Annotated in this window: 15 protein-coding genes; 10 read left to right on the top strand and 5 right to left on the bottom strand. The window is 70.0% G+C overall.

The genetic code is table 11. The features are described from left to right. The first annotated feature begins 223 nt into the window (after positions 1-223). The 9 genes from FHP25_RS15220 to FHP25_RS15180 all read left to right on the top strand — a co-directional run bounded on the left by FHP25_RS15220 (position 224) and on the right by FHP25_RS15180 (position 12,657). Entirely contained in the window at positions 224-1,843 is a 1,620-nt protein-coding gene (locus tag FHP25_RS15220) for an ABC transporter substrate-binding protein (protein ID WP_147847788.1), read from the top strand. Positions 1,844-1,845: 2 nt separating this feature from the next. After that, positions 1,846-2,877, top strand: coding sequence for an ABC transporter permease (locus FHP25_RS15215; protein ID WP_147847787.1), 1,032 nt, complete (start codon positions 1,846-1,848; stop codon positions 2,875-2,877). Next, positions 2,874-3,719 (top strand): ABC transporter permease, encoded by an 846-nt coding sequence (locus tag FHP25_RS15210; protein WP_147847786.1) that lies wholly within the window; start codon positions 2,874-2,876, stop codon positions 3,717-3,719. Before FHP25_RS15215 ends, FHP25_RS15210 begins: the two co-directional genes overlap by 4 nt. Beyond that, the gene (locus FHP25_RS15205; RefSeq protein WP_147847785.1) at positions 3,716-5,461 is read left to right on the top strand and encodes a dipeptide ABC transporter ATP-binding protein; all 1,746 of its coding nucleotides are present in this window, start codon (positions 3,716-3,718) and stop codon (positions 5,459-5,461) included. Before FHP25_RS15210 ends, FHP25_RS15205 begins: the two co-directional genes overlap by 4 nt. Then, positions 5,430-7,487: a hydantoinase/oxoprolinase family protein gene (locus tag FHP25_RS15200; RefSeq protein WP_147847784.1), complete on the top strand. Its 2,058-nt coding sequence runs from the start codon at positions 5,430-5,432 to the stop codon at positions 7,485-7,487. Before FHP25_RS15205 ends, FHP25_RS15200 begins: the two co-directional genes overlap by 32 nt. Then, complete coding sequence (locus tag FHP25_RS15195) at positions 7,484-9,064, top strand: hydantoinase B/oxoprolinase family protein (RefSeq protein WP_147847783.1); 1,581 nt, start codon at positions 7,484-7,486, stop codon at positions 9,062-9,064. The genes FHP25_RS15200 and FHP25_RS15195 overlap by 4 nt, the downstream gene beginning before the upstream one ends. A gap of 156 nt (positions 9,065-9,220) precedes the next feature. Beyond that, complete coding sequence (gene pdxR / locus FHP25_RS15190) at positions 9,221-10,717, top strand: MocR-like pyridoxine biosynthesis transcription factor PdxR (protein ID WP_231712333.1); 1,497 nt, start codon at positions 9,221-9,223, stop codon at positions 10,715-10,717. Positions 10,718-10,951: 234 nt separating this feature from the next. Further along, positions 10,952-12,280 (top strand): aminotransferase class III-fold pyridoxal phosphate-dependent enzyme, encoded by a 1,329-nt coding sequence (locus FHP25_RS15185; RefSeq protein WP_147847782.1) that lies wholly within the window; start codon positions 10,952-10,954, stop codon positions 12,278-12,280. Then, positions 12,280-12,657, top strand: a complete 378-nt coding sequence (locus FHP25_RS15180) for a nuclear transport factor 2 family protein (protein ID WP_147847781.1) — start codon at positions 12,280-12,282, stop codon at positions 12,655-12,657. Before FHP25_RS15185 ends, FHP25_RS15180 begins: the two co-directional genes overlap by 1 nt. A gap of 34 nt (positions 12,658-12,691) precedes the next feature. Here the strand turns inward: FHP25_RS15180 and FHP25_RS15175 are convergent, their stop codons facing one another. From FHP25_RS15175 to FHP25_RS15155, 5 genes are all read right to left on the bottom strand, one after another. Next, on the bottom strand, positions 12,692-13,135 hold the full coding sequence (locus tag FHP25_RS15175; protein WP_147847780.1) for a cupin domain-containing protein: 444 nt from the start codon (positions 13,133-13,135) through the stop codon (positions 12,692-12,694). Between the two features lie 162 nt (positions 13,136-13,297). Beyond that, positions 13,298-14,023: a hypothetical protein gene (locus FHP25_RS15170; protein ID WP_147847779.1), complete on the bottom strand. Its 726-nt coding sequence runs from the start codon at positions 14,021-14,023 to the stop codon at positions 13,298-13,300. A 102-nt stretch (positions 14,024-14,125) separates the two neighbouring features. Further along, the gene (locus tag FHP25_RS15165; RefSeq protein WP_147847778.1) at positions 14,126-15,160 is read right to left on the bottom strand and encodes a 5-oxoprolinase subunit C family protein; all 1,035 of its coding nucleotides are present in this window, start codon (positions 15,158-15,160) and stop codon (positions 14,126-14,128) included. Beyond that, positions 15,157-15,897 carry a 5-oxoprolinase subunit PxpB gene (gene pxpB / locus FHP25_RS15160; protein ID WP_147847777.1) on the bottom strand — a complete coding sequence of 247 codons (741 nt, stop codon included), beginning with the start codon at positions 15,895-15,897 and terminating at the stop codon, positions 15,157-15,159. Before pxpB ends, FHP25_RS15165 begins: the two co-directional genes overlap by 4 nt. A 78-nt stretch (positions 15,898-15,975) precedes the next feature. Beyond that, a complete protein-coding gene (locus FHP25_RS15155) occupies positions 15,976-17,388 on the bottom strand; it encodes an MFS transporter (RefSeq protein ID WP_147847776.1) in 1,413 nt (470 codons plus the stop codon). A 267-nt stretch (positions 17,389-17,655) separates the two neighbouring features. Between FHP25_RS15155 and FHP25_RS15150 the strand changes: the two genes are divergently transcribed. Next, positions 17,656-18,045: a cupin domain-containing protein gene (locus FHP25_RS15150; protein ID WP_178133548.1), complete on the top strand. Its 390-nt coding sequence runs from the start codon at positions 17,656-17,658 to the stop codon at positions 18,043-18,045. Positions 18,046-18,063: the final 18 nt, after the last annotated feature.

The raw sequence follows: 18,063 nt of genomic DNA, 5'->3' as shown, positions 1-18,063 counted from the left end.
TGTTTCACTTCATGATTTAATGATCCGTATGTTTCATCCACAGTCGAAACTGGCATTTTTCCTGCTTCGGGCCGTTCGCCCGTCCGTCGCCGCTCCTTCTGGCTCAGCCCTTTGAGCCGAATCTGGATCTTCCACAATGGGCACTTGCTACGGTTCGATGAGCCAGAATAAAACTTGCACGCCAGTGTGTAAGCCGGCGCGCCAGAAGCGGGGTATCGGAAACATGGGAATCACGCGCCGGCAGGGCCTCAAGGCCATTCTCGGATCCGCCGTGGGCGTCGTCGGCACGACGCTGCCAGGCGCCGCCGGCGCGCAATCGCGCGCCGAGACGCTGCGCCAAGTCATGGGCGGCACGATCAACACGCTCGACGCCACCACCCCCGGCGCCACCCGCGAGGCCTTCGGCGCCGGCATGGCGATCTACGACCGGCTGGGCTCCTTCGGCCGCAAGCAGGTCGATGGCGTCTGGGTCTTCGACTTCGACAATATCCGTGGCGAGCTGGCCGAGAAGATCGACCGGTCGGCGGACGGCCGCACCTTCACCTTCCACCTGCGCCAGGGCGCCACGTGGCACGACGGCACCCCGGTCACGGCCGCCGACGTGAAATGGTCGCTCGACCGCGCCGTGTCGGCCAAGTCGCTGTCGGCGGCCCAGGTCGGCACCGGCTCGCTGACCAAGCCCGATCAGTTCCGCATCGCCGGCGACCGCACGGTCGAGGTGACGCTGGAAAAGCCCGATCGCCTGGCGCTGGCCAATCTCAGCGTGGCGCTCTCGCCCATGATCAACAGCACGCTCGCCAGGAAGCACGCGACGGCGGACGATCCCTGGGCGCAGGCCTGGATGAAGGAGAACACGGCCGCCGGCGGCGCCTACATGGTCGAGAGCCATCGCCCGGGTCAGCAGACCGTGCTGAAGCGCCACGATGCGTGGAAGGGCGGCGCCGATGGCAAGCTGCCGTTCTTCCGCCGCATCATCGCGCAGACCGTGCCCGAGGCCGCGACCCGCGCCAACCTGCTGGAGCGTGGCGACGCGGACGTGTCGATCGACCTGCAGGCCAGCGACATCGCCGCGCTGCAGAGCCGTGGCAAGGTCAAGCTGGTGGCCATCCCGCAGACCAACGGCTTCACCGGCATCGTGTTCAACGCCCGCATGGCGCCATTCGACAACGGCAAGGTGCGCCAGGCGATCGCCGCGGCGCTGCCCTACGAGGACATGTTCAAGGCGGCGCTGTTCGGCCGCGGCCGGCCGCTGTTCGGCGCCGACTGGCGCGAGGCGCCGAGCGCGGCGTTCCCGCAGAAGCTGCCGCTGCGCACCGATCTGGCGCGCGCCAAGGCGCTGCTGGCCGAGGCCGGCATGGCCAGCGGCTTCGCGACCACCTTCGCGTTCGCCGCCGGCGCGGCGGCCACGGCCGAGCCGGCCGCGGCGCTGATCAAGGAGGCGCTGGCCAAGATCGGCATCGAGGTATCGATCCAGAAGATGCCGGACGCGCAGATGACCACCATGGAGGTCGAGCGGCGCCTGCCGTTCTTCATGGAGTCGGGCACGGCCTGGCTGCCGGCGCCCGACTATTTCGTGCGCACCTATTTCAGCGGCGACCAGCGCTGGAACTTCAGCGGCTACAAGAATGCCGAGCTCGACGCGCTGGTCCAGGCGGCCCGGTTCGAGACCGATGCCGCCAAGTACGACGCCGCCTGCAAGCGCATGATCACGATCATCGCCCAGGAGATGCCGACCCTGCTGCTGTGGCAACCCAACCAGGACGCGGTGATGGCGCCGGGCATCGAGGGCTTCACCTATTGGTTCCACCGCCAGGTCGACTACCGCGACCTGCGGCGGGCGTAGGCATGGCGCTGCTGCATAGCATCGGCCGGCGGGTCGGGAAGCGTCTTGTCGCCTCCCTGCCCGCGCTGCTGGGCGTGGTCGTCTTCACCTTCCTGCTGATGCGGGTGCTGCCGGGCGACCCGGCCGCCTTCTTCGCCTCCGGCCCCAACGCCGGGCAGGAGGAGATCGACGAGCTGCGGCGCCAGCTCGGACTGGACCGCCCGATCCCGGAGCAACTCGTTCGCTATCTCTACGACATCGCCACCGGCCATCTCGGCCGCTCGATCACGACCGGCCAGCCCGTGGTGCGCGACCTCGCCGACCGGCTGCCGGCGTCCCTGGAGCTGAGTCTGTGCGGCCTGGCGCTGGCGCTCGTGCTGGCGCTGCCGCTGGGGATCGCGGCGGCGCTGCGGCCGGGCTCGCCGGTCGACCACGGCGTGCGCTTCCTCTGCACCCTGGGTGTCTGCGTGCCGACCTTCGTGTCGGGCCTGCTGCTGATCTATGCCTTCTATGTCGTGGCCGGCATCGCGCCCGACCCGACCGGCCGCATCGACATCTTCGCGGCGCCGCCGCCGGACATCACCGGCTTCCTGCTGATCGATTTCTTGCTGGTCGGCGACCTCGCCGGCTGGCGCGCCGCGGCCGCGCAGCTGCTGCTGCCGGCGATCACCATGGCGCTGTTCGTGCTGGCGCCGCTGGCGCGCATGACGCGCGCCTCGCTGATGGCGGTCCTGGGCAGCGACTTCATCCGCACCGCGCGCTCGATCGGCCTGGCGTCATGGCGCGTGGTCATGGTCTACGCTCTGCGCAACGCGCTGCTGCCGGTGCTGACCATCGTCGGCATCGTGTTCTCCACCATGCTGGGCGCCAACGTGCTGGTCGAGAAGGTGTTCTCCTGGCCGGGCATCGGCTCGTACGCGCTCGACGCCCTGGTCGCCTCGGACTATGCGCCGGTGCAGGGCTTCGTGCTGCTGATCGCGGCGATCTTCGTGGTCGTGAACCTGACGATCGACGTCCTCTACGGCATCGCCGATCCACGGGTCTCGATCGAATGAACGCCACGCTGCGCCATGCTGCCTGGGTGCTGCGCGGCAACCCGGTCACGACGCTCGCCGCCGCCGGCGCGCTGGCAATGATCGTGGTCGCGCTGCTGTCGCCCTGGATCACGCCGTTCGATCCCGTCGCCTCGAACGTGTCCAATGCGCTGCAGCCGCCGTCATGGACCCACTGGGCCGGCACCGACCAGCTCGGACGCGACATCTTCAGCCGGCTGATCGCCGCGGCGCGGCTGGACCTCGCGATCGCGGCGTCCGCGGTCGGCCTGTCCTTCGCGGCCGGCGCCGTGATCGGCAGCTTCTGCGGCTATCGCGGCGGGCGGCTCGACCGCGCCGTGGGCCGCATGGTCGACGTGCTGATGGCCTTCCCGCTCTTCGTGCTGGCCATGGCGCTGGTGGCGGCGCTGGGCAACCGCGTCGAGAACATCATCATCGCCACCGCGATCATCAACCTGCCGTTCTACATCCGCTTCGCGCGCGCCGAGGTGAACGTGCGCCGCAACGCCGGCTGGGTCGAGGCGGCCCGGGCCGGCGGCGACGGGCACGCATCGATCGTGCTGCGCTTCCTGCTGCCCAACATCCTGCCCAACATGGCGGTGCAGATCTCGCTCAACCTCGGCTGGGCCATCCTCAACGCGGCAGGCCTCTCGTTCCTTGGCCTGGGCGTGCAGGCGCCGACGCCCGAGTGGGGCATCATGGTCGCCGAGGGCGCGCGCTTCATCAGCACGGGCCAATGGTGGCTGGTCACCTTCCCCGGCCTGGCGCTGATGCTGGCGGTGCTGTGCTTCAACCTGCTGGGCGACGGGCTGCGCGACATCCTCGATCCCAGGATGCGCACATGAGCGGCGCCCTGCTCCAGGTCGAGGACCTGCACGTCTCGTTCAGCACCCGCGGCGGCATGGTGCAGGCCGTGCGCGGCCTGTCGCTCGACATCGCGCCCGGCGGCACGCTCGCCATCGTGGGCGAGAGCGGCTCGGGCAAGTCGGTGACGGCCTACGCCGTGACACAGCTGCTGGACAAGGCGGGGCGCATCGTGCGCGGGCGCATCCGGTTCCGCGGCCAGGACATCACGCGCGCCGGCGCGGCGCAGATGAAGGCGCTGCGCGGCGCCGCCATCTCGATGGTGTTCCAGAGCCCGCGCACGGCGCTGAACCCGATCCGCAGCATCGGCCGGCAGATCATGGACGCCGTGGGCGCGCACCAGGCGCTGCCCAGGGCGGCGCTGCGGGCGCGGGCTCTGGAGCTGCTCGAGGCGGTGCGCATCCCGGCCGCGCGCTTCGATGCCTATCCCGAGGAATTGTCGGGCGGCATGTGCCAGCGGGTCATGATCGCCATGGCGATCGCCTGCGATCCGGCGCTGCTGATCGCCGACGAGCCGACCACCGGCCTGGACGTCACCACGCAGAAGGCGGTGATGGATCTGCTCACGCGCCTCATCGCCGAGCGCAGGATGTCGCTGATCCTGATCACGCACGACCTCGGCCTCGCCGCCCGGTATTGCCGCGAGGTGGCGGTGATGCAGCAGGGCGTGGTGGTCGAGCGCGCGCCGGCCGGGACGCTGTTCGCGCGTCCACAGCATCCCTACACCTGCAAGCTGGTCGCGGCCTCGCCGACACTCACGTCGACGGTGGCGGACCTGGTGGGCGGGGCGGCAGCCAGCCTTCCCCCGGAGGGGGAAGGTGGCGCGAAGCGCCGGAAGGGAGATGTTGCAATGGATTCGGTGCCGGTTTTATCGACCGAATCCGTTCGAGCATCCCCCTTCCGCCCCTGCGGGGCACCTTCCCCCTCCGGGGGAAGGAATGAGGGCCCGCTGCTGGAGGCGCACAACCTCGTCAAGCGCTATGCCGGCGCCACGGCCGTGGGCGATGTCTCGCTCGACCTCAGGCGCGGCGAAAGCCTGGGCGTCGTGGGCGAGTCGGGCTCGGGCAAGAGCACGCTCTCGCGCCTGGTCTGCCGCCTGATCGACCCCGACGGCGGGCGGATCCTGTTCGACGGCCACGATATCGGCGCCGTCGCGGCCCGCGATTTCCATGCCGCGCCGCAGCGCCGCGACATCCAGATCGTGTTCCAGGACCCGCATGACAGCCTCAACCCGCGGTTCAGCGCCTTCGACTGCATCGCCCACCCGCTGCGGCGCCTGCTGAAGCCGGCCGAGAACGACATGCGCCGGCGGGTGCAGGAAAGCGCCGAGCGCTGCGGCCTGTCGCCCGACCTGCTGTCGCGCTTCCCGCACCAGCTCTCCGGCGGACAGAAGGCGCGCGTCGGCATCGCCCGCGCCATCGCCGTGGCGCCGCGGCTGCTGGTGCTCGACGAGCCGACCGCGGCGCTCGACGTTTCGGTGCAGGCGGTCGTGCTGAAGCTGCTGGACGATCTGCGCCGCGACGAGGGCCTGGCCTTCCTGTTCGTCAGCCACGACCTGAACGTGGTACGCATGATGTGCGACCGCATCATCGTGATGCGCCAGGGCTGCGTCGTCGAGGAAGGCCCGGGCCAGGAGATTTTTGCCGCGCCCAAGGCCGCGTATACGCGCGAGCTGCTGGCGGCCATTCCCCATGTCGAACCCGAGCCGGCACTGGCCGGCTGACCGGATCGAGGAGATCACGACCTTGCAGCAGAGGACCTGGGACATCGGCACGGATATCGGCGGCACGTTCACCGACATCATCGCCGTGCACGCCGGCACCAACGAGACCCGCATCGCCAAGGTGCCGTCGCGCCCGGACGCGCCGGTGCGCGCCATGCTGGAGGCGCTGGCCGCCGTCGGGCTGGCCGCACCCGACGTGCGCCGCTTCGTGCACGGCACCACGCGGGTCACCAATGCCCTGGTCGAGGAACGGCTGCCGCGGGTGGCGCTGGTGGCTACGGCCGGCTTCGAGGACGTGCTGGAGATCGGGCGCTATCGCCGCCAGGAGCTGTACCGCCTGGACGTGCCGCCCAAGCTGCCGCCCCTGGTGCCGCCGGCCTACTGCTTCGGCGTCAAGGAGCGGCTTGACCACACCGGCGCCGTGCTGGAGCCGCTGGCGGAAAGCGAGATCCAGCGCCTGCTGGCGTGGCTCGGCGCCAACGACATCCAGAGCGTCGCGATCTGCCTGCTGCACGCCTACGCCAATCCCGCCCACGAGAAGCTGCTGGCCGAGCGGCTGGCGGCAATCGTGCCGCATGTCTGCGTGTCGCACGAGATCAACCCGGAGGCGCGCGAGTACGAGCGCGCCTCGTCGACGGTGTTCAACGCGGCCGCCATGCCGATCGCGGTCGAGTACCTCTCCGAGCTGGAGAAGGCGCTGCCCCTGGGCGCCGGCCTGCAGGTGTTCCATTCGGCCGGCGCCATGGTGCCGGTGCCGGTGGTGATGCGCCGGCCGCTGGTGATGGCGATGTCGGGCCCGGCCGCGGGCGTGTCGGCCTCGGCGCGCATTGCGCGCGACCTCGGCCGGCCGCGGGTGCTGACCTTCGACATGGGCGGCACCACGACCGATGTCTGCCTGATCATCGACGGCGCCGCCGAGATGACCGACACGCGCATGATCGGCGGTCGCCCGCTGCGCCAGCCCATGCTGGCGGTGCATTCGATCGGCGCCGGCGGCGGCTCGATCGTGCGCCTCGGCCCCGGCGGGCTGACCGTCGGCCCGCAGAGCGCCGGCTCCGTGCCCGGCCCTGCCTGCTACGGCCGCGGCGGTGAACAGCCCACCATCACCGACGCCAACGCCGTGCTGGGCTATCTCGACCCCGAGGCGCGGCTGGGCGACACGATCCAGCTCGACGTCGACGCCGCGCGCCGCGCCATCGCGCCGATCGCCGCGGCGCTGAAGCTGGGTGTCGAGGAAACGGCGCTGGGCATCCTCAAGGTCGCCAACGCCGCCATGGCCCGGGCGCTGCGCCGCGTCACCGTCGAGCGCGGTGTCGACGGCCGCGACTGCACGCTGCTGGCCTTCGGCGGCGGCGGCCCGATGCACGCCACGGGGCTTGCCGACATGTACGGCCTGAACGAGATCATCGTGCCGGCGGCGTCGAGCGCCTTCTCGGCGCTGGGCTGCCTCACTGCCGACTTCAGCTTCCTGCAGCAGCGTACAGTGCGCATGCCGTTGCACGGCTTCCCAGCAAGCGTGTTCGCGGAACGGATCGACGAGCTGGTGCAGGAAGCCACCACGCCGCTGATCGCCAACGGCGTTGCGCGCCAGGACATCGTCGTCGAGCATGTCGCGCTGATGCGCTATGCCGCGCAGAGCGACGCGCTGCCCGTGCCGTTCGCCATGCCGCTCGACACCGGCATGCTGGAGACCGACTTCCACGCCCGCCACCACGAGCTGTTCGGCTACGCCACCGGCGAGCCCTGCGTCATCGAGGCGCTGCGGGTGCAGGCCGTGAAGGCATCCTCGACGCCGTTCTCGCGCCCGGATGTCGGCCGCCCGCCGGTGGCGTCCCGGCGCCGCAGCTGCATCTTCGCCGGCGCCACGGCGGTGCCGACCGCGATCCTGCCGCGCGAGACCCTCGCGGGGGTCGTCACCGGCCCCGCCATCATCGAGGATGCCTGGTCGACCGTGGTCGTCGCGCCGGGATGGCAGGCGCGGGCCGACGACATGGGCAACCTCTACCTGACCAGGAGCGCGGCATGAGCTCGCTTGACCCCTTCGTCGTCGAAGTCATCCGCCACGGCCTGTCCGCCGCCGCCGAGGAGATGAGCCTGGTGATGACGCGCTCGGCGCGCTCGCCGCTGCTGCGCGAGGGCGGCGACCTGTCGTCGGCGATCACCGATGCCGAGGGCGGGCTGGTCGGCCAGGGCCGCGACATCCCGATCCATCTCGGCGCCATGGCCTTCACGGTGCGCGAGCTGCTCAAGGCGTGCCCGGCCGCCGACATGCGCGAGGGCGATGCGATCATCTACAATGTCGGCGCCCTGGGCGGAAACCATCTCAACGACGTCAAGGTGGTGCGGCCGGTGTTCGTCGACGGCCGTCTCGTCGCCTTCGCGCTGAGCCTGGCCCACTGGCCGGATGTCGGCGGCACGTGGCCGGGCAGCTATCTCGCCCAGGCCGTGGACACGTTCCAGGAGGCCATGCGCATCCCGCCGGTGCCGATCGCCAGCGCATCAGGCGTGAACCGGCCGGTGCTCGATTTCATCCTGGCCAATGTGCGCGACCCGGTCGCCTGCGAAGGCGATCTCATGGCGCAGCTTGCCGCGACGCGGGCCGCGGAACGGCGCATCCGCGAGCTCTGCGCCCAGCACGGCACGCAGCTCTTCGTCGATACGCTGTCGCGCCTGCACGACCTGTCCGAAGCCGAGATGCGCGCCGCCATCCAGGAGCTGCCCGACGGCGTCTACGAGGGCGAGGATTTCCTCGACGACGGCGGCCCGGACGGGGCGCCCGCCCGCATCCATGTGCGCATCGAGATCCGCGGCGACGAGGCCCTCTTCGATCTCTCGGGCAGCAGCGACCGCGTGCCCAACTTCTGCAACACCACGCCCTTCATCGCCCGCTCCGCCGTCGCCTACGCGGCGCGCATCATGAGCGGCCGCGAGATGCAGCAGAACGCCGGCGCGCTGCGGCCGCTCACCATCATCACGCGGCCTGGCTCGATCCTCGAGCCGGGCTGGAACGCCGCGGTGGCGGCCGGCAACCACGAGACGTCCATGCGGGTGGTGGACGCGATCTTCCGCGCCATGGAGCCCGTGATCCCCGAGCGCCTGTCGGCGGGCGGACCGGCGACCTCCGGCCTCATGGCCTTCGCCGAGCCGCGGCCGGACCAGTCCTGGCGCATGCTCTATGAGGTCCATGGCGGCGGCGAAGGCGCCCGTCACGACCGCGACGGCGTGCCGGCGACGCGCGTGCACCTGACCAACACCTCCAACACGCCGGCCGAGGTCATCGAGGCCAACTACGCCATCCGCATCGAGCGCCAGGCGATCCGCCGCGACGCCGGCGGCCGCGGCCAGTTCCGGGGCGGCGACGGCGTCATCCGCAGCTACCGCGTGCTGGCGCCCAGCATGTGGCTGACGACCTGCGTCGAGCGCACGCGGGTCTCGCCCTTCGGGCTGCAGGGCGGCGAGCCGGGCAAGCCCTACGTCATCACCCTGCAGCGCAACGGCGCGACGGAGCAGCTCAGCGGCAAGGCGAACCTGCTGCTGCAGCAGGACGACGTGGTGACGCTGGAAAGCTGCGGCGGCGGGGGCTATGGACCGTATGGTGGCTAGACGCCTCCATACTTCGCGTCATCCCGAGCGCAGCGAGGGATCTCCCGCGGCAAGGCGCACGGTGCGCCATTCGCAGGAGATCCCTCGCTGCGCTCGGGATGACTGGAGGGGCCACATGCGCTCGCCCTTCCCGGCCAGGCTGGTGAAGAAGCAACCGTGACGGAACCGCTGGCGGCACGACCGGGACGGACGCGGCGGCGCATGTCGATGGCCGGCATGCACCTTGACCGTCATTCGGACATGCCGCTCTACCAGCAGGTGGCGGCGCAGCTGCGCAACCAGATCCTCGACGGCCGCCTGCCGGCCGGTGCACGGCTTGTGGGATCGCGCCTGCTGGCCGCCGAGCTGGGTTGCTCCCGCGCCATCGTCCTGACCGCCTTCGACCTGCTCTACTCGGAAGGCTACCTGCAATCGGTGCCGCGCGGCGGCGTGGTGGTGGCCGCGGTCGCGCGCCCGTCGGTGCCGGCCACGCCCCTGCCCGACGCCGGGTCTGCCGACACGTGGCTGTCGACGCGGTGGCGGTCGGTGCTCGACACACGCTACGACTTCGATCTCGGCTCGCCCTTCAGCACCGGCACGCCCGATATCGCCGATTTTCCTTTCGACGTGTGGTCGCGGCTTCTGCGCCAGGCATGGCACAACCCGACGCGATCGACCTGCATCGACATGTCGCCGCTGGGCTGGCCGCCGCTGCGCGAGGCCACGGCGGAATTCCTCGGCGCCGTGCGCGGCCTGCTGTGCCGCCCCGAGGAAGTGGCGATCACGGCCGCGAGCTCGGGCGCGCTCGACCTGTGCTGCCGCATGCTGCTCGATCCCGGCGATGAGGTCTGGGTCGAGGAGCCCGGCTTCATCGAGGCACGCTGGGCGCTGAAAGCCGCCGGCGCACGGCTCGTGCCGGTGCCGGTTGACGACAAGGGGCTATGCGTCGCCGAGGGCATGCGCCGCGCGCCCAATGCCAAGCTCGTGGTGGTCACGCCCTCGCACCAGTTCCCGCTGGGTGTCGCCATGGGCCTCGAACGGCGGCAGGCGCTGCTGGAGTGGGCCAACCAGCGCGGCAGCTGGATCATCGAGGACGACTACAACTCCGAGTTCCGGCATCGCGACAACATGCCGGCCTCCCTGAAGTCGCTCGATCGCTCCGGCCGCGTGATCTATCTCGGCACGTTCTCCAAGGTGATGCTGCCCAGCCTGCGCATCGGCTATCTCGTCGCCAACCCGCGCTTCATCGAAGCGTTCGGCCGCGGCCGCGCGCGCATCGACGTGCATACCGCGGGCACGGCGCAGCCGGCCCTGGTCGAGTTCCTGCGGCAAGGCCACCTGCTGCGCTACCTGAGGCGCATGCGCAAGGTCTACGCCGACCGGCAGCGCGCGGTGCTGCAGGCCCTGGCCACGCTGGCACCGGGCGAGCTGGAAGTGCCGCCAACACCGGCCGGGCTGCACCTGACCGCGCTGTTCACGCCCCGCCTGGCCGCCCGGGTCAGCGATCGCGACATCTCGCGCCGCAGCCGCGCCACCGGCAATTTCATCCAACCGCTCTCGCAATGCTATCTCGGCGAACCAGACCGGCAGGGGCTCCTGGTCGGCTACGGCCGCCTGCGCGCCGACGAAGCGCACGCGCGGCTCAGCAGCATCGCGGCGCTGCTGCGTGCATAGGAACCGGCTATCGCTGAAGGTGAAGCACGACTGTCATCCCGAGCGTAGCGAGGGATCTCCCGCGAATGGCGCACCGTGCGTCCCTCGCAGGAGATCCCTCGCTACGCTCGGGATGACGGGTGATGATCGGCCCGACCGTTCGCTCTGGCCCATCAAACAACGCCGCAACTGGCGCTGTTGCAAACCAGCGGCGCCACCTACCTTTCGCCGCCACACAGCATCAGGGAACGGGCAATGGGCAGACTTCTGCGGACGGGGCTGAATGCCGGCACGGACGCGCCGCGCGTCGTGGGCGGAAAGGGCGCGTATTTCCATCTCAGCGACGGCCGCCGCGTCCTTGACGGCAGCAACACCGGCGGTCCGCTCGGTCATGGCCATCCACGCATGGCCGAAGCCCTGCGCAAGGCGGCCGACCTGCCGATGGTCAGCGAGGGATGGAACTGGGAGGGTCGCGACCAGGCGGCCGAGGATCTGTTCGACATCGCGCTGGCCGGCGAGGAGAGCTGGGCCGGCGCCGTGCGCTTCTGCCTGAGCGGCAGCGAGGCGAACGACATCGCGCTGTCGCTGTCGCAGGCGCTCACCGGCCGCAAGGCGATCGCGACCCGCGAGCGCGCCTATCATGGCCTGGTGGGGCTCAGCCGCGACGTCACCGTGCAGCCGCACTGGCATGGCGGGCTCGCCGCCCCGGACGGCGGCACAAAGCGGCCGCCCGCCGGCGCGCCGGTGCACGTGCTGCCGGCACCGGAGGGCGCCCTCTACCGCAGCCACGCGGAAGCCGCAGGCTGCCCTGCCGCGCCGTTGGCGCAGCGCCTCGACGGCGCCGCCGCCATGCTGCGCGACTCGGCGGCCGTCATCGTCGACTACACGCAGGGCGGCTTCTATCACGACGGCGCTTATCAGGACGCGGTGGCGGCGATCGCCCGCCGCGAGGGCGCCTTCTGGATCGCCGACGAGGTGGTGACCGGCATCGGCCGTGCCGGCCGCGGCTTTGCATTCCAGGGCGGCAGCAGCCGCCCCGACCTCGTGACGCTGGGCAAGGGCCTGGGCGGCGGCACGACCCCCGTCGCCGCGATCGTGCTGTCGAAGGACCTGGCCAAGGCGCTCGACGGCAAGAGCTGGCAGAACTACGGCACGCTGCGCGGCCATCCCGTCAGCATGGCCGCCGTCAGCGCCTATCTGCGCATCGTGCGCGACGAAGCGCTCCTGCCGCGGGTCCAGGCGCTGGAAGGACTCTACGCCCGCCGGCTCGTCGAGATCGCGCGGCGGCATCCCAGCGTCTCGCGCGTCGCCGGCCAGGGCCTGCACTGGACGATCGAGCTGCACGGGCCCGATTGGCGCCAGTGGCTGGCCGACACGCAAGAGGCCCCGATCGCCTCGCGTGTCGCCGGTCGGGCGCTGGAGGCGGGTGCCGTGATCGGCACCAGCGGCGAGCAGACCTCCCTGTTCCTGGCGCCGCCGCTGATCATCTCGGACGCGGAGTCGGAGCAGCTGCTCGACATCCTGGACCACAGCCTCGAGCTGGCCGACCGGGAGCACAACGCAATGATGGAAAGGGTGAACTGATGGACGACAGGCAGCAGATCCTCGCGACGGTCCAGGGCTACTTCGATGCGCTCTACGACGGCAGCGTCGAGGGCTTCAGGAAGGTGTTCCACCCGCAGGCGCAGCTCTTCTCCGCCGAGGGCGGCAACAGCGATGCGCTCGACCTGGACAGCTACATGACGCGCGTCGCCAACCGTCCGGCGCCCGCTTCGCGCCGGGACCCACGCCACGACGAGGTCGTCGGCATCACCATTGCAAGCCCGAGCACGGCGCATGTGCGGGTGCGCGATGCGCTGCTGCCCAATCGCTATGTCGATGAGCTGCTGCTTGTGAAGTTCGCCGACGGCTGGAAGATCGTGTGCAAGGCCTGGGCCTTCGACACGACAGCCACTGCTTGAGAAACCAGGCAGGTCACGCTCGCGCGTGACCTGATCAAGCGTTCGCAGCACGCCCCATCAAACGCCCGGCGATGTTGCGAACGCGGTTCCTGGCCCGCAGCAACGTCGTGATCGACGACGGCAATGGCTCGCTGCAGAAGGCGACCTTGCGCACATAGCTCGGGATCCGCCAGTGCGCCTTGGTGCCCACCAGGAAGCGGATCACATCGCCCGGCTTGAGGTCCCACACCACGCCGTCGCGGTCGGTCACGATCGCGCCCCCGTCCAGGACATGGATCGTCTCGTTGATCTCATAGTGCCAGTGGAACTCGCCGGCCGTGCACTCCCAGAGGTCGGTCCAGGCGCTGCCGTCGGCGCTGGCCGAGAGCGACGCGATGCGCGCCACAGGGTCGCCATCGATGATCCATGCCGGATTGATCGGGGCCGGCTTCAGCGTCGCCGCAGCCAGGACAGCCTGCACAACCGGAGGATGGGCCATGTGGAAGCCACACTATTTATAAAAAATAGATGAGTAACGAAACCGTGATCACTGCTGATATCTCAGCCGCTATCTGACGTCAAGATGACTGATATAAAACTGACAAAATGCTGCATCGCAGCATATATGTCCGTTTTGGGGCGAGCTGAGGTCAACCGCAGATCAATCGCCTTCGGACGTCACGCAGCGATCAGACTCAAGCGGGGCACGTTCCGGCTGGCGCCCCGTCTTTGTGGAACCGCGGGTATAATATTGGAATTCGAACCGCGCGTTGTCGGTGCGAAACCCCGGTGGTCCTGACAGCGATGACGCTTCGTTTCCAAGAGCCCCCTGCCACGCCACCTTGCCGTCAGCAGTCACGGTCAGATCATTGCCGTGGAGCTCTGCACGTAGCGTGTGGGGCTCGCCCGGCCGTATCGGCGGCGCATCGAGGCGCCTTTGCGCCGTGATGTTCAGGTACCCGCGGGCGTCGCACTGCGCATGGGCATGCATGCCGACGTTGCGCTTGATCGACACTGCAACCTTGGTGTCCGGCTCAATGTGCCACATGGCATAGATCAAGTTGCACGTGTTTTCGGCCTGCAGCTTCAGTCCGATCTGACGCCGCATTTCGCCCGACGCCAGGGGTCTGCTCGCCCGCGTGGGACCAAGATAGCGGAAGCGAATTTCGGCCACCTGATCCGCCATGCGCTTGGGGGCCGTGCTCACGACCGCCCTCGAGCTTGGTGTGTCGATCGCGAGCCAGCCGCCGGACAGCGTTGAAACCGTTCCATTGGTCACGCAGAGCTCGCTGCGATCCATCGACTGCAGCGCAAGGCCGGACTCGCTCTGCGCCAATGCGCAAGGAGAGCAGCTGACGAGCATCAGGATCGTCCATGCGCGCTTCATCGATGACTGCCTCGCTTTCAGCAGGAGCGCGGATGTCGGCAGGGCCGTCAGCCCTCGACAGAGGCTTCACCGATCGACTTTCGCATGCTGACCTGACGGCAGTCAGGCCCAGACCACGCCGTCGATCAGGTTGCGTTCATAAAGCGCCGACAGGTCGATACCGCCTTCGGGCATGGCTGGCTGCAGCCCGGCGATCGCCTGCGCCAGGCGCCGGTCCTGCTCCCGACGCAGTGCTTCGGCCTCGGCGACCGTCACGGCCATGAACCGCACCTTGTGACCCGGCAGCATGCGGCCCAGCCGCGGCAGGTCGGCTGAGATCACCGTGGCGATCTTGGCGTAACCGCCCACCGTCTGCCGGTCGGCCAGCAGCACGATCGGCAGGCCGGCGCCGGGCACCTGGATGGCGCCTGGCGCGATGCCATCGGAGACGATATCGGGCCCCTTCTCGGAATGCGCGATCGCGGGCCCCTCGAACCGGATGCCCATGCGATCGGCCTCCTTGGACACGACATAGTCGCTGCCCAGGAACGCGGCATGGCCGGCATCGCTGAAATGATCGGCCTGCGGTCCCGGCACCACCCGGATCGGGCCGCTGCCATAGTCGAACGGCGCACCGAGCTTGCGCTCCTCGCGCTCGCGGGCCGCAGCCTGCGCCAGCGGCAGCATGTCGCCGTCCTGCAGCTTGCGCCCCTCGACACCGCCGATGCCGGCGCGTGTGTATGTCGCAAGGCTGCCCATGAACGGCGCCACCGCGAAGCCGCCCTCGACCGCGAGATACGCCGTCCTGGCGCCTTCGACCATGCCGACCCGCAGGCGCTGGCCGCGCCGCAGCAGGTGTGAGCGATTGGCTTCCAACGGCTTGGGTGGGGCTTCCGGCGCGCCCATCAGCTCGAGCGCCACGAGCCCCACGACCGCCAGCCGCACGCCGTCGGCCTCGACCCGCAAGGTCGGCCCCATGACACCGATCTCGATCGCCGCCAGATCCTCGGTATTGCCGGCGAGCGCATTGACCAGCCGCAGCGCGATGCGGTCCATCGCGCCGGCGGTCGGCATGCCCAGCGCCTGGAACCCGATCCGACCGCGGTCCTGGAGCGTGTCGAGCAGCCCCGCCCGCTCGACGATGAGGTGCGCGGTCATGACGGGCGAACCTCCAGCGTCGACCAGTCCATCGTGCCGTCATCGACCTGGGCAGCGATGGCGTCATATTCGGCCCGGCTGACGCGGCGGAAGCGCACCGCGTCGCCCGGCGCCAGCAGCACCGGCTGGGCCCGGCGCTGATCGAACATGCGCAGCGGCGTGCGTCCCAGCAGGTGCCAGCCGCCGGGGCTGTCGAACGGATAGATGGTGGTCATGTTCATGGCGATGCCGACCGAAGAGCGCGGCACACGCACACGCGGCTGGCTGCGGCGCGGCAGCTCCAGGCTCGCTTCGAGGCCCACGATGTAGGCCAGGCCGGGCATGAAGCCCAGCACGTAGACGTGGAAATCCGACGCCAGGTGGCGCGCGATCACGTCCTCGCCCGACAAGCCGGTGCGCTGCGCGACCTCGGCCAGATCAGGCGCGAACTCGGGATCGTCATAGCAGCACGGGATCGCCATGGCGCGGGTCGGCGCTGCGGCCTCCAGTCCGCCGGACACCAGCGCCTCGATCGCGGGCTGCAGCTCGGCACGCGTCGCTGCCGCGGGGTCGTAGCAGACCATCAGCGCCCGCATGCTCGGAATGGTCTCGACCACCCCTGCGAGGCGGCCGGCGGCCCGCTCAGCCGCGATGCGCGCATGCAGGCCCATCACCCGCGCGTTGATCTCGGGCGCGATCGTCGTCCCGAATTCGACGCTGAAGGCGGTGTCGCCGCAATCGAGATACCGGATGCTCACACCCCTGCTCCGACGGCTGCCGCGGACCGGCCGCGGCGACACCGGTGCGTACGACAACGCCCCGGAGGAGGCAAGACGTCAGCGCCGGCCGATCTCCCGCGCGATGCGGGCCGCCGTGAGCAGGCACAGCAGCGGCGTGAGCGCGAAGCCCGCGAACAGCCAGCGCGCGGCGCCGGCGGTGCCGGCAATGCCGCCGGGCTCGGTCAAGCCGGCGATATTGGCCACCATGCCCGCCACCGATGCGCCCAGCGCGCTGGCGAAGAGCTGCACCAGGGTGATCGAGGCCGAGGCAAGATCCTGCTCGTCGCGCGGCGCCGTGCGCAGCACGCGGGTGAGCAGATGCGGCCAGCCCAGCCCGACACCGAAGCCGACACAGAACAGCGCGACACAGATCGGCCCCAGCGCCGCCCACTCGCCGCCGCTGGGGGTCGGGATCAGCAGGGCAAGCGTCGCCATGCCCAGCAGCGCCAGGGCCGGCGCCGCCAGGATGGCGCGCCCGACGCGCCTTTCGTCCGCGCCCGAACTCATGATCGACCCGACCGTCCAGCCGGCCGCCATCAGGGCGGCGAGATAGCCGGCGAGCAAGGGCGACTGGCCGTGCAGGACCTGCAGGAACAAGGGCACGAAGATCTCGGTCGACGTCACCGCCACGGCGAGCAGCGACATGGTGGCGTAGAGCGCCCCCAGCGGCGTCGTGACCACGAACGAGCGCCGCGGCAGCAGCCGCTGGCGCGCGCCCGTCTCGACCCAGACAAGCAGCCCGGTCAGCAGTGCCGCCGCCGCGACGCCGGCGACATTCCAGGCCAGGCCGGACGGGACGCTGCCTGCCGAGACGGTAAGCACGGCCAGGGTCAGCAGCACGAGCTGGGCCAAAGGCAGCGGCTGGGGCGCGGCGTCGGTGGCGCCGCGCCGGGGCAGCACGATTGTGGCGAGCAGCGCGAAGAGCGCCGTGACCGGGATCAGCGACCAGAACGCGGCGCGCCAGGCATCGAGCTCGGCGAAAATCCCGCCCACGGCCGGGCCGACCAGGGTCGCGATGCCCCACATGCCCGAGACCAGCGCCATGGCGCGCGGCCACAGCGCCTCGTCGAAGATCAGCCGGATCATGGCGTAGGACAGCGCGAACAGGAGCCCGCCGCCGAAGCCCTGGACAAGCCGGCCGGCGAGCATCACCGGCATCGACGGCGCCGCGGCGCAGACAAGCGTGCCCAGCCCGAACAGGGCAGCGGCGACGACATAGGCGCCGCGCGGGCCGCTGCGCCGCAGAAGACGTGCCGACAACGCCGAGGCGACGATCGAGGCGACCACGAACAGCGTCGTGTTCCAGGCGTAGTAGTCCAGGCCGCCGATATCGGCGACGACCGACGGCAGAATGGTGGTGGCGATGTAGATGTTGATGGCCTGCAGCGCCACGCCGCCAGCCAGCGCCAGCGCGCGAACGGCATTGGTGCCGGAGAACAGCGAGGTCCAGCCGGGGAAAGTCGTGGACATGTCATCCTCGCGCCGGACGGCCCGCACCTTCCCGGCTCATTTGCAAAGTTGGCTCTTGGTTTATCGAACGTGCGGCGAATATGTCAAGCTTGAGCTTGGAGAATAACCTGTTGATCGCCGGAGCCGGCGCTCTAGAATCTGCAATCCTCGTCATCCCGAGCGCAGCGAGGGATCTCCTGCGAGGACGCACGGTGCGCGATCCGCGGGAGATCCCTCGCTGCGCTCGGGATGACGGCGGTGTATCGCGGCCCTTGCGCGGAGGCAGCCATGCCCGTCATCCCCAACACTCAGGCGCAGGAGATTCCCTGGCGGCCGGGCTATCGCAATTTCGTGCTCGCCGGCAGCGAGCAGGGCCTGGCATGCATCGCCGGCTACAGCGTGATCGAGCCCGGCGCCGGCGCACCGCTGCACGTGCATGAGGGCGTCGACGAGATCTTCATCGTGCTGGAGGGCACGCTCGATCTGCGGCTGGGCGAGCAGCAGCTGCGCGTCAGCGCCGATCATACCATCGCGATCCCCGCCGGCGTGCCGCACGCCTTCGTCGCCGTCGGTCCGACGCCCGTGCGCATGTTCACCTTCATGCCGCGCAACCGTGCCATCGCCGAGGCCACCACCTATCTCGAAGGCGGCCCGCCGGCGGGCGCGCAGCAGCATTGAGCGCATCGCGATCCGGTG

The organism is Vineibacter terrae (genome assembly GCF_008039615.1).
In the GTDB taxonomy this organism is placed as follows: domain Bacteria; phylum Pseudomonadota; class Alphaproteobacteria; order Reyranellales; family Reyranellaceae; genus Vineibacter; species Vineibacter terrae.
The sequence above is the reverse complement of the archived record's forward strand: the minus strand, read 5'-3'. Positions and strand labels throughout refer to the sequence as shown.

Bases quoted from the DNA above. Each gene is read 5' to 3' on its own strand.
- FHP25_RS15175 (WP_147847780.1), bottom strand. From the start codon at position 13,135: ATGGCCCATCCTCCGGTTGTGCAGGCTGTCCTGGCTGCGGCGACGCTG.
- FHP25_RS15155 (WP_147847776.1), bottom strand. From the start codon at position 17,388: ATGTCCACGACTTTCCCCGGCTGGACCTCGCTGTTCTCCGGCACCAAT.
- FHP25_RS15220 (WP_147847788.1), top strand. From the start codon at position 224: ATGGGAATCACGCGCCGGCAGGGCCTCAAGGCCATTCTCGGATCCGCC.
- FHP25_RS15185 (WP_147847782.1), top strand. From the start codon at position 10,952: ATGGGCAGACTTCTGCGGACGGGGCTGAATGCCGGCACGGACGCGCCG.
- FHP25_RS15215 (WP_147847787.1), top strand. From the start codon at position 1,846: ATGGCGCTGCTGCATAGCATCGGCCGGCGGGTCGGGAAGCGTCTTGTC.
- FHP25_RS15150 (WP_178133548.1), top strand. From the start codon at position 17,656: ATGCCCGTCATCCCCAACACTCAGGCGCAGGAGATTCCCTGGCGGCCG.
- FHP25_RS15165 (WP_147847778.1), bottom strand. From the start codon at position 15,160: ATGACCGCGCACCTCATCGTCGAGCGGGCGGGGCTGCTCGACACGCTC.
- FHP25_RS15210 (WP_147847786.1), top strand. From the start codon at position 2,874: ATGAACGCCACGCTGCGCCATGCTGCCTGGGTGCTGCGCGGCAACCCG.
- FHP25_RS15195 (WP_147847783.1), top strand. From the start codon at position 7,484: ATGAGCTCGCTTGACCCCTTCGTCGTCGAAGTCATCCGCCACGGCCTG.
- FHP25_RS15205 (WP_147847785.1), top strand. From the start codon at position 3,716: ATGAGCGGCGCCCTGCTCCAGGTCGAGGACCTGCACGTCTCGTTCAGC.
- FHP25_RS15180 (WP_147847781.1), top strand. From the start codon at position 12,280: ATGGACGACAGGCAGCAGATCCTCGCGACGGTCCAGGGCTACTTCGAT.
- FHP25_RS15170 (WP_147847779.1), bottom strand. From the start codon at position 14,023: ATGAAGCGCGCATGGACGATCCTGATGCTCGTCAGCTGCTCTCCTTGC.
- FHP25_RS15200 (WP_147847784.1), top strand. From the start codon at position 5,430: ATGTCGAACCCGAGCCGGCACTGGCCGGCTGACCGGATCGAGGAGATC.